Source organism: Bradyrhizobium sp. CCBAU 11430, from assembly GCF_028128855.1.
GTDB classification, from domain to species: domain Bacteria; phylum Pseudomonadota; class Alphaproteobacteria; order Rhizobiales; family Xanthobacteraceae; genus Bradyrhizobium; species Bradyrhizobium ottawaense.
Genome location: NZ_LBJV01000068.1, coordinates 31,681 through 46,605, shown reverse-complemented (window position 1 = coordinate 46,605; position 14,925 = coordinate 31,681). Strand labels below are relative to the sequence as shown.

The window sequence follows — 14,925 nt, the reverse complement described above, 5'->3', positions numbered from 1 at the left end:
AGGAACGAGGTCGGCGAAAGCCCCGATGCACGCGTTGCTCGGCGCAATCAAGCTTTGCGGGCTCGCAACTTTCTTCCAATGCTGCCGGCTTACGAATGACCAGAGTCAATTCGGTAGGCCATAAGTGCCGTGCTACGGCTGGACACCGGCAATCGGTTACAATTCGGTGGTGACCTGCTAGCAGGCCGCCTCTTACAAGCAGAACCTGCTTTTTCGATATCGTCGCATACTATTCGCATGCACGACTCCGGCAGATTTGACGATCCGCTCTTCGATAACGCTCGTGGCCCGCACGCTTCGGCTGCCACGGCTGCTAGATTGTACCGCCAGGTAATCATGCGTAATCCCCACGTCGTCGAAACACTCTCCGATCAGTGCAACCGCCGTCCGAGCAAGGTTGAAGCGTCCTGGGGCTCAATGCCGTGCTTCGAAGAAGCGCAATGTCATTTTCACAACAGCCGGGGGGCTGTGCACCTCAGCGCGTATGCTTCCGGACAAGCGCACCCGCTGCCAGGCAATGCTTTTGCAGAACTGTACGGATAGATCGCTCAGCGCATTTCTGGCCTGACTCTTGCTATAGTTTACTAGCCACATTGTGCCCAATCTCAACTTGTTCAAACGCTCAGGAGACCTCTATGAATTTCCGTCCGCTTCACGACCGCGTCGTGGTCAAGCGCATCGACGCAGAAGAGAAGACCGCTGGTGGCATCATCATTCCGGACACAGCGAAGGAAAAACCATCGCAGGGCGAAGTCATTGCAGTTGGACCGGGCGGCCGCGATGAGAGCGGCAAGCTAATTCCGATCGACATCGAAGTCGGTGAGCGGGTGCTGTTTGGCAAATGGTCCGGCACCGAGGTCAAGATCGATGGGCAAGACCTGTTGATCATGAAGGAGAGCGACATTATGGGCGTTCTCACCGATGTGTTCTCAAAGAAGAAGGTCGCCTAATCCTCGGCTCGCACAGCTCACCCTCCTGAGGAGAGCCTACCGGGCGCGCTGAAGGATCATTTAATTGGATAACTGAGGGAATTCTCTATGTCAGCTAAAGAAGTCAAGTTCGGAGTAGATGCGAGGGATCGTATGCTGCGCGGCGTCGACATTCTCGCCAATGCCGTGCAGGTCACTCTTGGTCCAAAGGGCCGCAACGTCGTGCTCGACAAGTCGTTCGGCGCGCCACGTATTACCAAGGACGGCGTTGCCGTTGCCAAGGACATCGAACTCGACGACAAGTTCGAGAACATGGGTGCCCAAATGGTGCGCGAAGTGGCTTCGAAAGCTGCGGATGCTGCCGGCGACGGCACCACCACCGCGACCGTCCTGGCCGCCGCAATCGTGCGTGAAGGCGCCAAGTCGGTCGCCGCCGGCATGAACCCGATGGACCTCAAGCGCGGTATCGACCTTGCGGTCGAAGCCGTCGTGGCCGACCTCGAGAAGAACTCGAAGAAGGTCACCTCGAACGACGAGATCGCCCAGGTCGGCACCATCTCGGCCAACGGCGATGCCGAGATCGGCAAGTTCCTCGCCGACGCCATGAAGAAGGTCGGCAACGAGGGTGTCATCACCGTCGAGGAAGCCAAGTCGCTCGAGACCGAGCTCGACGTGGTCGAGGGCATGCAGTTCGACCGTGGCTACATCTCGCCCTACTTCGTCACCAACGCCGACAAGATGCGCGTTGAGATGGACGACGCCTACATCCTCATCAACGAGAAGAAGCTCTCCTCGCTGAACGAGCTGCTGCCGCTGCTCGAGGCCGTGGTGCAGACCGGCAAGCCGCTGGTCATCGTCGCCGAGGACGTCGAGGGCGAAGCGCTCGCAACGCTCGTCGTGAACCGCCTGCGCGGCGGCCTGAAGGTCGCGGCCGTCAAGGCTCCGGGCTTCGGCGATCGCCGCAAGGCCATGCTGCAGGACATCGCGATCCTGACCGGCGGCCAGGCGATCTCGGAAGATCTCGGCATCAAGCTCGAGAACGTCACGCTCAACATGCTCGGTCGCGCCAAGAAGGTGATGATCGACAAGGAGAACACCACGATCGTCAACGGCGCCGGCAAGAAGGCCGACATCGAGGCGCGCGTGGCCCAGATCAAGGCGCAGATCGAGGAGACCACCTCGGACTACGACCGTGAGAAGCTCCAGGAGCGTCTCGCCAAGCTCGCAGGCGGCGTCGCGGTGATCCGCGTCGGCGGCGCGACCGAGGTCGAGGTGAAGGAGCGCAAGGATCGCGTTGATGACGCGATGCATGCGACCCGCGCGGCTGTGGAAGAAGGCATCGTTCCGGGCGGCGGCGTCGCCCTGCTCCGTGCCTCCGAGCAGCTCAAGGGCCTGCGCACCAAGAACGACGACCAGAAGACCGGCGTCGAGATCGTACGCAGAGCACTGTCTTGGCCAGCCCGCCAGATCGCGATCAATGCCGGCGAAGACGGTTCGATCGTGGTCGGCAAGGTGCTCGATAACGAGCAGTACTCTTTTGGCTTCGATGCGCAGACAGGCGAGTACAGCAACCTCCTCGCCAAGGGCATCATTGATCCGGCCAAGGTCGTGCGCATCGCGGTCCAGAACGCCTCCTCGGTGGCCGGGCTGCTGATCACGACGGAAGCGATGGTTGCCGAGCTGCCGAAGAAGGCTACGGCTGGTCCAGCAATGCCTGGCGGCCCCGGCATGGGCGGTATGGACTTCTGATCCACTTCTTAAATTCTCGATGACATGCGAAACCCTGGCAATAATGTCAGGGTTTTTGCATCGAGCGGCCGGTAGCCCGTTGCCAGCCCGCCGAAGGTCCGGCCCATCGGTCTATCCGCGGCGGCAGCACCCCAACTCAATTTTCTTGACCGTTCCTTCCGCGACGACAGGACCGCGTCCGGTACGACGATGAGTCGGTCTATGGCGATTTGACTCACGAAGCTGCCTCTTCTCATCCAAATGTTCGACCCCTTGGCGTGCGGTAGACTCGGCGCCGCCTGTCCGCTTTCCACCTCCTTGTCCGCTTTCTTTTGCTGTAGCGTAGCTGGAGGCTTGTGACCTAAGGGCTTGTTTGAACCCGGAGTACATTCTCAAAAACCACAGTCTTTGCGGAAAGTGCGATGATTATTCTGCGCCTCGTTTGGTCCTCGCGGACGGGGCTCCCCTCAACTCCCCTGCTGCGGACGTCGGGGCAGGACATGCTTAAGAGTGATCACACACTACAATCGCAAGGCTTGCTTTGCGTCCAATATATACGGTATCCGAGCAACGGCGGTGCTTTGCAAAAGAGCTCGCCGGCGGGGCGGCTGCACGACAGTCCGGCCCCGGCACGGCCCCACATTGCGCCTGCATCCACACTATACCAATATCTGGCCAACGTAGCCTCTCGGATGAATTGGCACGAAACGCGTTCAGGATCATTGTGATCTTATGGTCATGTACACCCAAGTTTACGCTCACCGGGAGGCACAGGAACGCTTAGCTGAAGGGCACGCAATTGCACGATACTCCAGTTTCATCCCTGGGCTCAGTCAGCTGACTTTCGCAGACGCGGATGACCGCCGAGCCTTCCCTCCGACCGTACACGGGGTTTTGGCAAGGCATGGACTGTTCCGGCTCACCGCACCAGGAGAGCACGGCGGATTAGCTCTCTCTTTGCAAGAGGCTATCGACCTCATCTCCGCCACGGCATCGTTGGCTGCATCGATCTCATTATCCGTAACTTCCTAGCCTTACCCTGCATGGAAGCAACCTTGTAGGCACGGTGTGCTTTAAGCGTCCTGCTGCCGCCTTCTCGCTGGCACATGGTATATGCGAATTTTCACGACCTCTTTAAGGAAGAGCTTGTGTCTGTACTCAACGATACTTTTAAGCGACTCTTCCGTTAGGCGGGTGGCGGGGTTCACGACAGGAGGGCCTCCCCCGCACGGTCCGTTTTCGCCTGACGCATCGCGTCGGTTTCGTCAGCTTTCGGAAAGCTCCCCCGTCTACATTGATGTTGAAGTTAGCAGCACGTGGTAGGGACAGCGCTTGCCCCGAGTATGCGTGGGGATTTTGGCGCCGAGTCACGTTTCTGCTAACTTCAACCAGTAGTGCGAGCGTGGCAGAGAGAACATCTCATACATCCAGTCCGACCAAGGTCGTGTCGCGCGCGGGTTGCTTCCGGGCGTGAGACTGGGATCAGATCCGCACTACCGAGTGGCCGTCTTCCAGATCGCGCTCAATGCCCGCATGCGCTCGCTCCGTCGAGAACGAACAATGTCACCTCGCATTATTCGGCAAGTCACTTCTCAAACGGCTTTGTAGTCCAGCTCGGCGGCAAACTTCGACCGTGAGGCTTGGGACGACACAGTGCATAGTGTTGCCACTGAGCTAGATCGTGGATGAGGCCTTCACCGACAGCCGACGTTACGAGAAGTGCAGCGACGAGGAAACGGCGTAGATTGTTGCGGAGCTCGTGGCGAGTGAGGACTCGGCTTGTCCGGTACGACTGCATGCAATTGTCGTCGGCTGCAGTTATTCGGTTCGCGACTCAGTATCAAAAGGGCCGGCCAGGAATCCGAAGCAGTCGAACTACAGCTTGTGCCGGCTCTGTGAATGCCTAGTCAGACCTTAGCCCTGAGCGCGATTAGGGGGCGGGCATCGGAACCCACACGAGAAAGTCAGCCCAACGGGCCATCGATCCCTGCCCGAGTGCAAGCGCTCGCCATTTAGGCCCTGAGGACGGCGAGGGCGCGGGCTCAAATCTGAGCGATCTGGCGACCTATACCGCCTGAACATTCTCCCCCTCCTCCAGAGAGCATCCGCCCAGAGCACGGGTCCAACATCCGAACACCGTGGCGAATGCACCATGGTAGGCGCCGCGGCTGTCGCGCATCGACCGATGAAGTTCCGCGCGGTGGCATCCGGCGAGGTCCGTTGCCACCTAGAAAGTCCTCACATCATCCTTTGTGTGGCGACAGTCGATATCCTTTGTGTGGCGACAGTTGATAGTTCAAGGTTGTTCGGGGGGCTCCTGTAGCGCTCCGCAAGACTCTTGAACAACCCTCCGAGCTGACCCGACGGAACATCAAATTCGCCATAGTTTGGATCAAAGAGGGTCGTCGCTCCATTCGACGTCACTGTCGCAATAATGTGGGCGCCACCTCCGGCGAAACCCATCCTGACCAAATATATGGACTCATCCTTGGTGATCTCCTTCACGATCTCAATGCACGAAGATGTATCAAACCTATATCGCGTGTCTTCAGCGAACGGCTCTAGGCCAGCCTTGCGTAACGTTGTGCTTCTTGCTTGGAGGTTGCCCCCGTCCGCCCCATCGTTTATCAATTGAGCCTTGAGCTTTTCGTACTGTTCCTGCCGGCTTGCTGCTGAGCGGTGCTTTTCAGTGTCCGGGAGCAGAGCCCTCATTCGGGATGACGGGCTACTTGGGAGGTCAAGGAGCCATTCCGCTACCAATCCAACACAGATTCCGTTGACATTGGCTTCGGACAATTCAGCAGTCCTGTAATTGAATAGAGAGCGAACGGAGCTAGGAGTCGAGGATAACTCCGAGCTGGAGGGCAGAGAGGATATGCTGTAGCGCGAGGCGCTTGGACTATCAACGATTACATCTGAGGTATGCGGCTTGCTGAAGCAGAGCCCCATCCTGTCGAACAATTCGCCGGACGGCCGGCTCTCCCGTCGCGCGAGTTCGCTGAGTGTTTGCGCAAATTCGCTACTGTCTGCGGGCCTGTTCGATCCGTCAGCTTGAACAGCGCGTGTGTACTGGCCATCGACTCGATTATACATGCTGGTTCACCTGCTTCTTCGGCGCACGCCTCCTCAGAGGGAGCGAGCTAGAGGGAGCGCGCTGCTTACATCTTGCGGCGCATGATATTGCAACAAACTGACGAAGAGCTGACCACCAAACAGCTCAGGGACGCTACGGCCAATTGGTTGCGCGATAGTGCCTGCTCACGAGCGCGGCTGCAGGTGTGAGGCGATGGCCGAACAGCTAGTGACTCTTGCACCCTGACAGAGGGCGAGCTTGGAATTGCAGATGCAGTCAGGATGATGGTTGCGCTGGACAGCGTGACCAATCGGTTTGGTGGTCGATCTTACTTTTATCGTGTTGCGCCGGTCGGCCGGCCTCACTTCGCCTCCAAACAGTGCGCAATCGCGTCCCCGTGATCGGCCATCGGCCAGTGAGATGCTGTTGTTGCGGCTGACGTACCTTCAGCGCTGATCTGAAAACCCGGGTTTAAACACCATTTACGATCTTGTTCACTCTACAACACCTCGCGCAGACATTTCTCCCGAATCAATATGCCGTTAGCCGTTCCTGTTTGACGGCTGCATTTCCGGCTTATCTCGCCTGCACACTGCAACAGTCGAGCGAGCCCGACATACACCCGCATGTGACACGTCATTTCGGGAAGCCGAGCCGGTGCTTGTGCACCTGCTCGACCTCACCTTCTGCTCGACTTCTGTCAGCTCAGGCTGTCATGCTGTCGCGCTCATTCGCGCGAACAACGTTGCCGCATCTGAGGGACTTAATCCGACGACACCTACGAAGCTTGGGGACGGCATCGGAATGTCTCGATAGGTGGGCCTCCACAAGTGGAGGCAATATCGGCTGTTATTCACGTACCTCGAATGCGGCGGATGCAGTTGCATGACGCACTCTTCTTCATCCCAGAACAGGTCTTTCACAAAGCACATCTCGTCCCAGTTCGGACAGCGCCGCGGGGTCGAAACAGCGACGTGCTCCCAGCCAGGACGGACAAATGCACTTATCTTGAGTTCACACCCACAAGGCCCCTGCACAAGGAACAGACCGCGAGGGCCTGACCCTGGAGCGGTAGCGAACCGGCCGTGTTGCACGCGGCCGGCCTCCAGCTTGTCTATCATCTGCGCTCGCACGCCCGCTCCTTTGCCTCTCGGATAGCCCTGACGTCTACGTAGATGACGTTGTCTCGTGACAACTTAACCTGCTCGGTCCTCGACCCAGCGCTCCTAAACCACTCTACAGCGCGCCATCCGCGAAAGCCGTAGATGTGTATCATCACTCACTCTCCTCTGATTATTGCTCTAAGACGTATTGCGCCCCAGGACCGCCGGTTGCCTGAGCATGAGCGGTACCACTATCTGCGCGTCGGGCGACTCGAGCCGCCGATTGCACCTGCTGCTACTTATTTAAGTCCGTCATTCAGTCTCTCCGAGGCGAAACAGTTTGTCATCGATGCCAGGCAGTATTCACCGCTCATCGCCGGCGGAGCGCACATCCCGCATGAGCAGTCGAAATCGGCGAATCTTGACGCGTCACCTCGTCTTCAATGAATTGGTCCTCATCATGGCATGCTCCCCTGCTGGCGACGACATCGAGATCTCATCATGCTCGCAACACCAGTAGTGGCACCAGATAGATCGGGGTGACATTGCTGCCTGATGACGGAGTACTTCATCACTCGACGGCCTCCTCGCCAAGGCTGAACAGTCCTAATGCGCCATTTATGTGAAGATTGTTAGTTCTATGGCGTCCAAATCGGCACACACATAGCCGCGGACGCAGGTCGCCCTTTCTTTGCACTGAACCCTTCGGCGGATCGCCCGCTATCTTGGTCGTAAGCTGACGGTCAGGAACAATGGTTAGTCGATCTCATCGCTCCAACTGCGAATGTCGCCGCTTTTCCTGCACCACTAAGATGCAGCCCCTAACGCGTTGTCCACGGCATGGCGCTCGAGAACCGCTCACCTTTTACCGCTAATGCGGGTGTTGTTTGCGACATGAATGTCGCGACTCCGACGTCGCGCAATGGCTCCGTGTCACCAATCCACCGCATCAAAAGCGCTGCAGACAGTTCTACCTAGTGGCATGTCGCTTGCTGTGCTGACAGAACGCGACCTCGCTGTAGCGAAAATGCACGAGCAATGAATCGGCCGGACGGCCGCCGCACGAACATCGGTTCTGATGCCCAATGAAAAGAGGATTGCTAACTTATGAGTGATGGGAGGCATGCAAAGCTTGGCATTTTTCTGTTGACCGGCGCTCAGCATAACGAAACGACACATTGGCGCGCAACAAAGCACCGAACGATCATGCATATCGGGGCCGATCGTCCCTCCCGGCGACCCAAGAAAAGGTGGAACTTGTGGCTTCTGGCCGCACTCCTCATAAATGCGCTGCTTTGGGCCGGGATCTACTTAGTCATCGCGGCGTTCTTCTGAAACACTCTCGCGCATGGCACACGCCCCGATGGACTTATGGCGCCCCTCGCGACCCCGGGCTGCCACCGCTGCGAACAAACTGGTGCCAGGGCGCTTCGCGCTGCTACCTGGACATTGAGTGCGCTGCTCTGGCGATCGCAAGGGCATTTCGACTTACCCAAATGTCTGGAATTTGGCACACTGATGTGCCGCTGCAGCGTGAGGAAACGCGAAATTGACCTTTAACAGCTCAACGCGTCCGCGGCGAGTGGCATCCGGTCTTCCAAGTGAGGCGCGACGGATCGACTGCAAGGGAGGACTAGTGCCCGTATCCGCCTTATGTGACGGTTAGCTTTCGAGAAGCTGACGAAACCAGGCGACCTGGAGGAAGGTTGGCCAAGCGGCCGGCTGGGCACTCACGGGTGTGGCATAGGACGGTCAGGCGCCTTGCCTTCTGGCTCACTCAATGCTCCGTACAGGCGGCAGTCAACTTTCTTGCTGATCGGTATCTAGCCATTGGGTCGGCTAGAGAGGACGGTAGCGACGTTACAGCTCTTGCTCAGGCCACGTATCGTCCTCATTCTTGCGCATCTGCCAGAAGTGGGCACGCCGCGCTAACTTGTCGTACTCCAATGCGATTTTAAGCAGCCTGTCTTTGGCTTTTCCGTCGATGAGCGCTTCCGCTTTCTTTCGCGTTGCTTCCGCGCGGCCTCGCCAGTGATCGGGCTGGTACAGTTTACTTTTCGGATTCATGCCGAGAGCATGCAATCCGTAGATCAACGAATTGCGACAGCGACCCTCCGTATCATCACGTAGGAGCGACGCTCGTGGCACCGGCTGCCGAAGCAGTCAGCCCCCAGTCCAAAGCAACCATTTCAGAAACGGCCGAATTCGCATTGCAGTCGATGCTCATACGAAGAATGCACAGCAACCGACGGCTTCAGACCATTGCTCCCACCGAAAGACTTGAATCGCACCCAGCGTTAGATTGTAGGGTTCTGGACAAGTGGGGATCACCTCTGACAATCAGTCGCGTGACAGTTCACGATCATTGGAATGCCTCAAGTATTTACAATCGCCCGGAACGACCGAACAGAGAGCCTCACGTCATACAGGCGCGAGCCTGCCTCCGATTTCGAATTCTATTCCAGCTTCTGCTGAACGAATCGCGGGTTACGAGGTCTGCGCGGCCATGGTCCGAGCACCGCAGCCTCCCCTGACCCGACGCAAGACGCAGCCTAACTCACAGATAACCCCGCCCAACCTCTTCAACCAAAGTGGAACAGAAGCGCGATGACACCAAACATTGTGTCAGCCGGTCATCATGGTCGCTCTTGCAAGGCCGAGCGCATCATCAACAACGACAAAGCACATCCGCTCTTTCTGATCTCTATGCTTCGGCAGAGCTGGCCAGGGGGCGGTTCGAGCGGCATCGTGGCGAGTCCCCTACGTGAGAACGGCAAAAGTAGAGCAACGAGCTTGCAGACAGCTAAGCAGATCCGCCTGTTTCCCGTTTTGCACGTGATGCGTTCCGGGCAGAAAGAACAATAACTAGCTCCGCCGAACAGAAGGAATGTCATGATGCAAAAACAACGAATTCAGTTGGCTCCGCACCTCAGACTCTACTACCGCGATATCGCTCTAGGCCTAGCAATGGCAACTGCAATGCTTGCGCCGGTCAAGGCGAGTGATCGAACACCGACCGCAGACGAGAAAGAGGCCTGCATGGGAGACGTATTCCGACTTTGTAGCAGTCACATACCAGATCGTACCGCTATTACTGCCTGCCTCAGATCCAAGCAAGACCGTCTCAGTCAGCAATGTCGCTACGTGATCTCCGGGCGGGATATCGGCAATAAGAGCGGCGGGTCGAAGTGAAGATGCTGCGACCTGTTCCTCCGACTCCTCTCCAGAAGTCGTCCCAGCTTGACGTACAACACGTACACGTGGGTTCGCCGAACGGCTCGCCACTTGATGCGGCGCCGGTTAACGGACGCGTCGATCGCTTCCTGGAGGCAGTCATGCGCAGGTTCATTATAGTGGCGTGGAGTCATTTCGCAGAGCCAGCTAAGCTCAGTCTGGAATTGGCATCAATATATTCATAGCACGTGCGGAAGCCGCTCTGCGGTTCCGCCACGGCGGCACCGGAAATCGGCGCCTTGTGATCCGGCCGGAACATCGACAGAAAGCGGGCGCGAGACAGAGCTATTATCCTCGCATCAAGCAACTCAGTGGTCTGACTAGCCGCCGATGTCCTCTCGAGAGCCGCATCGAAGTGGAGAGAGCTTGACCCTCACGTAGCGTCAGGTTGTAGCGTGGCCACAGACCCCACGTTCATCCGACGTCTCGCCTCAAGGAATCGTGCGGCAGAGCGAGTGCGGATAGACCGGCAGCCGCAGCAGCGCACGCGTTGTGAAGAGGGCTGGCTGAACGGACGGACCCTAGTTTGGAAGGAACGTGTAAAGTTCGATGGAACCGCTTAAATCGATCATCGGTAAAGTTGCCACCGGCGCCACTCTGACCCGCGAGGAGGCCGCGTCAGCCTTCGACAGCATGATGTCCGGCGACGCAACTCCCTCGCAGATCGGGGGCTTGTTGATTGGGATGAGGGTCCGCGGCGAGACGGTCGAGGAAATCACCGGCGCCGCATCCGCAATGCGAAATAGAGTGCCAAAGGTCGAGACGCGATGTGATCCCATCGATATCGCTGGTACGAGCGATACCGTTATGTGTTCGCTGAACGTATCGACGTGCGTTTCGTTCATCGTCGCCGGCGTCGGCGTTCCCGTCGCCAAGAATGTTAACCGCGCTGCATCTTTGCGCTCCAGCACGGCAGCCGTGTTGGCGCACCTCGGCGTAAAGGTCGATCTCAAGCCAGAGTCAATTGCACGTTGTGTGCACGAAGCCGACATTGGCTTCGTGTTTGCGTCACCCGACTTCCCGCCGATGCAGCGCATCAGGCAGATCCGGGGCGTACTTGGAACCCACACGATGTTCAATCTAATCGAGGCTCTGTCGAATCCAGCCGGGGTCAAGCGGCATATCCTTGGAGTGTCCACTCCCGAATGGGTCCAGCCTCTGGCGCAAGTCTTGAAGAACCTTGGCGCCGATGCGGTATGGGTGGTTCATGGCTCGGACGGGCTCGATGAATTATCCCTCACCGACACAAGCTCTGTTGCTGCGGTTGAGGCGGGTACAGTCCGCACGTTCGAAGTCACGCCGGAAGAAGCCGGGCTCCCCCGCTACCGCGCCGATGCGCTGGAGTGCAGTGATGTCGAGGCTCATGCGTTTGCGATACAAAAAGTGCTCGATGGCGTGCCAGGTCGTTTTCGTGATGCCGCCCTTCTGAATGCGGCGGCCGCACTGGTGGTGGCCGGGCGGGCCTCGAACCTAGAGGAAGGCGTGGCGCTCGGACAAGAATCACTTGATCGGGGCGCTGCAGCCGCTCGACTGAATCGGTTGATCACGGTTTCGAACGCCTGACAGCCGAGCTCGTTGGTGCCGCATCCTTGCGATCAATAGTGCAGCTTACGCGCTGGAAAACTGTTGCAGCCGGGAATGCGCGTTACTTCTGCCGATTTCTCAGGGAGCGCCGCTTGCGCAAGTTCTGGTCAAAAGAGCTCGCGCTGAACACTCAGCCCGACAGCCAACCTTTGGTGCACCAGAGGCTGTTCGAGGCCCAGTTGTGAGGTGAGGACCCTCGACGAAGCGTGCGCAACGCGCCAAAGGAGACAATCGAAAATGCCGTGGCAAAGGATTGAAACACTTGGAACCATCGCAACGATAGAACACATCATTCGGAAGTTTCGAGAATTGATCGATACCGATAGCTCGATCCCGCCCGAGCTGCGGCGTGCGCTGCACGAGACGCTGGATGGGCATCTTTTGGAAGCAAAGCGGCGTGTTCTCCTGAGAGAAAATTAGGTCCGGATGCGGAGAGACACTAGCAGGCCGGCGTTGCGCTCTACGCCACGCTTCAAAATGCTTGCGGCCAAGCCTGGATTCGAGCTGCTCGCTCGTTCAGCGGTGGCTCGGATGGCGATTTCTCCGGGCCACTTCATCTCGCCTTGTCGGACTGGCCATCGATGTGATGGCTCGCATACGCACCCTGACCAATTCTAGATTTTGTCGAAACTCGGCGACTGGGGTCATTCGTTGGACACGCCTCCGGCGCATTCGCGGGATCGCTCCTCAAAGGCCTCAGCCAAAGGCTTGCCCCTCAGGGCACCGCTGATGCTTGCAACACCAGCTCTTCCGGGGCCCTCTTCGGGCATGAGCCGCCCGCAAAAAGGGGCTTGAACCTGACGTAACGTTAAATCGTAGGCTCGTGGGGTGTTACCTACATGGGTGTGAAGGACTTCGGGTGACTCAGCCGGTCAGATCGGCGGACCGATCGCTGGTCATGCTCCCTATCTCCGATGACCATCGCCGCAATCGGGACCACCGCAAAGCCCTTCGACCGTGGTTGCCATGGCCATTCATCCTGATCAAGTCCAGATGCCCGGAGGTTCGCGAATGCCGCGGATTCTAATTATGAATGCCGGTACGCCTCAGATGTCGGGCGCCCATCTAACAAAGGCTCAACTTTCGCTGGCCGCCAGCTCGGCATTCCGTTCAGCGTGGTTTGCTCAGGAGGGTGACCTGATCGTCTCCCCGGTAGTGATCCCGGCAGATCTGCTATCCTTCATTGGCGCGACGCTGGATTTCGATGCATCGAGTCTTCGCCTGCTTGTACCAACGAGCCGCCAACCGACCATCCTGGATGATTACGCGTTGCTGTCCGACACTGTTGTCGCACGAATTAAAAGACATATTCGTCAACAATCCACCTGGCGATTGTACCCCTGCTACTTTACTGAAGGCGTCGCACACCTGGCGGCCAAACTAAGCATACCGAACATTGGCGACGACTTCGCCCTGCAGCGCGGGCCTGATTTACTGAATCGCAAGAGTCACTTCCGTCAGTTGGCAACAAGCGTAGCACTTCCGCTGCCTCACGGATGTGTCGCGACAGATCCAAATGGACTGTTAAAAGCAGTCACTTCCCTCAAATCCGAGACCGGCAGGGTCATCGTGAAGTTGGATAATGGAGCTGGAGGGGTCGGAAATGTCATCTTAACGAGCAGCAAAAGCGATCCCCTACCTGGCGCCAGAGATACTCGGTGGATTTCCTGGCGTTCGCTTGATCCTGACGCGCTTTACTCCGAGATCACAACAGCATCGTGTAAGACGCTGGTCGTCGAATCATACCACTTGGCCCGGTCTTTGTTTTATCTCGAGTATGCAATCCAGGATGATGCATCAATCGCTTTCATCAATAGTGGAAACATACGCCTGCATAAAAGCACAGATCGGGCCGAAAGGGCTCTCATCTGGACAGGGCTTGAGCTTCCCAGCGATCTAGAGAACGAGCAGTGGTTGACTGCCCAGGAGCATGCCTACCGATTTGTGGCGCTAGCGAGAGACCTTGGCTATCGCGGAATGATCAACATCGACGCGATTTTCGCCAAAGACGGACGGTTGCTGTTCAATGAAGCAAACGGCCGCTGGGGTGGCGGCTCGGTGTTACACAACATTGCGATTCGGCTACTAGGCCCCGACTATTCCAGTCGCAACGTTATTTTAACTGTAAGAAATGTACGATCACCATCGTTTCGTGCGGCGCATGATCGCTTCTTCAAAGAGGGATTGCTATTCGACCGCACACGTAAGACAGGCGTGATCCCACTTGCCGCCGACGAAAAGGCTGGTACCGTGGAGTGCGTTGTGATTGCGGCCGACAGGGCCGCGGCCCACGATCAGCAATACCGACTGTTGAGGTCCTAGCGAACACATCTTCACACGCTCAATTCACCGCCCCGCGCAAAAACAGCGTTTTCCCCAGCCCCAAACATAAAAGAGGGCACAGTTTGAGCAAATAGGTTCGGCGCTGCGGCTGACTGCAGTAACTGCAGCGCCGGACAGGGCGAGAAGCTAGGTTTATCCCTAATGCTAAACGTCGGATCATGATCGTGACCTTGCGCGAGGAATATTCTTACCCAGCTGATCGATCGCTGCAACAGCTAGTCCTGCGCAACGGCATCGCTAAGCGAGCATTGCGTCCATCAACCCGACATTCTCTCGGCGGAGATTTGAGTCATGCCCAAGCGGCTGCGGTTGCAACCGGCGACTTGCGCAACTGCACGAGTGCGGCACCAATCTTCGGCGAGGACGAGGGCTGAGCTTATAGTGAAAAGATCTTCGTCGAGCGACCGATCGGAACGTTGAGCAGCAATCCCTGGCTAGGGTTGTTACGCAGAAGCTCATCCAAGCTACCAACAGCAAGAGCATACTTGTAGGCAGCTGAGCTCTCCCGCTCGTTCTCCTTGATGATAGTCGACCTGTACACTCTCAAGACCTCAGCTTCAGCGGCGGACGGAATTGGCCTGGCTTTGCGAACGATGCTGACTCCGCCCGTAGCGCGCGGTGCGCGCAGACGATCGAGTCCGGCAAGGACGCCACGCTCGCCGGCCATTCTAACTCGTTTCGTAAAGAAGCTCGGCTATGCCCAGCTTCTCGTTGTAGTCGAGCCATCATCCCAATCTCAGAAGAGCGTCCACATGATCCTTAGCACGACGCTCCTTGGACCTAGCCTGATGCGTGCCCGACCTTACCACCTTAACAAGCGGCCCATCTTGGGAATCGAGAGGCTCGCCACTACAGTCTGCGAAACCCCGCGCTACCCGGAATACAGCATCGCGCAGCGCCGACGCGCCTCCCTGGTTTCACCCAGCGACAA

General features: G+C 57.7%; 7 protein-coding genes. 4 read left to right on the top strand and 3 right to left on the bottom strand.

Annotated elements, in window-relative coordinates; translation table 11 throughout:
* Positions 1-635: 635 nt before the first annotated feature.
* Positions 636-950, top strand: coding sequence for a co-chaperone GroES (locus tag XI04_RS27405; protein ID WP_271595811.1), 315 nt, complete (start codon positions 636-638; stop codon positions 948-950).
* A gap of 87 nt (positions 951-1,037) precedes the next feature.
* Complete coding sequence (gene groL, locus XI04_RS27400) at positions 1,038-2,678, top strand: chaperonin GroEL (protein ID WP_271595812.1); 1,641 nt, start codon at positions 1,038-1,040, stop codon at positions 2,676-2,678.
* A 2,217-nt stretch (positions 2,679-4,895) separates the two neighbouring features.
* On the opposite strand, the gene XI04_RS27395 is transcribed toward groL, so the two are convergent.
* The 3 genes from XI04_RS27395 to XI04_RS27390 form a co-directional block, all read right to left on the bottom strand.
* Positions 4,896-5,606, bottom strand: a complete 711-nt coding sequence (locus XI04_RS27395) for a YopT-type cysteine protease domain-containing protein (protein WP_271595992.1) — start codon at positions 5,604-5,606, stop codon at positions 4,896-4,898.
* An 837-nt stretch (positions 5,607-6,443) separates the two neighbouring features.
* Positions 6,444-6,851, bottom strand: coding sequence for a DUF7694 domain-containing protein (locus XI04_RS38900; protein WP_442868186.1), 408 nt, complete (start codon positions 6,849-6,851; stop codon positions 6,444-6,446).
* Positions 6,852-8,693: 1,842 nt separating this feature from the next.
* A complete protein-coding gene (locus XI04_RS27390; protein ID WP_172789412.1) occupies positions 8,694-8,900 on the bottom strand; it encodes a hypothetical protein in 207 nt (68 codons plus the stop codon).
* A 1,716-nt stretch (positions 8,901-10,616) separates the two neighbouring features.
* On the opposite strand from XI04_RS27390, the gene trpD reads away from it, so the two are divergent.
* Entirely contained in the window at positions 10,617-11,630 is a 1,014-nt protein-coding gene (gene trpD / locus XI04_RS27385; protein ID WP_271595813.1) for an anthranilate phosphoribosyltransferase, read from the top strand.
* 1,050 nt (positions 11,631-12,680) lie between these two features.
* A complete protein-coding gene (locus tag XI04_RS27380; RefSeq protein ID WP_271595814.1) occupies positions 12,681-13,973 on the top strand; it encodes a peptide ligase PGM1-related protein in 1,293 nt (430 codons plus the stop codon).
* Positions 13,974-14,925 lie beyond the last annotated feature (952 nt).

What these genes read in the sequence shown, in the direction of transcription:
- XI04_RS38900 (WP_442868186.1), bottom strand. Translation starts at nt 6,851, where the DNA reads ATGATAGACAAGCTGGAGGCCGGCCGCGTGCAACACGGCCGGTTCGCT.
- XI04_RS27395 (WP_271595992.1), bottom strand. Translation starts at nt 5,606, where the DNA reads ATGGGGCTCTGCTTCAGCAAGCCGCATACCTCAGATGTAATCGTTGAT.
- trpD (WP_271595813.1), top strand. Translation starts at nt 10,617, where the DNA reads ATGGAACCGCTTAAATCGATCATCGGTAAAGTTGCCACCGGCGCCACT.
- XI04_RS27390 (WP_172789412.1), bottom strand. Translation starts at nt 8,900, where the DNA reads ATGAATCCGAAAAGTAAACTGTACCAGCCCGATCACTGGCGAGGCCGC.
- XI04_RS27380 (WP_271595814.1), top strand. Translation starts at nt 12,681, where the DNA reads ATGAATGCCGGTACGCCTCAGATGTCGGGCGCCCATCTAACAAAGGCT.
- groL (WP_271595812.1), top strand. Translation starts at nt 1,038, where the DNA reads ATGTCAGCTAAAGAAGTCAAGTTCGGAGTAGATGCGAGGGATCGTATG.
- XI04_RS27405 (WP_271595811.1), top strand. Translation starts at nt 636, where the DNA reads ATGAATTTCCGTCCGCTTCACGACCGCGTCGTGGTCAAGCGCATCGAC.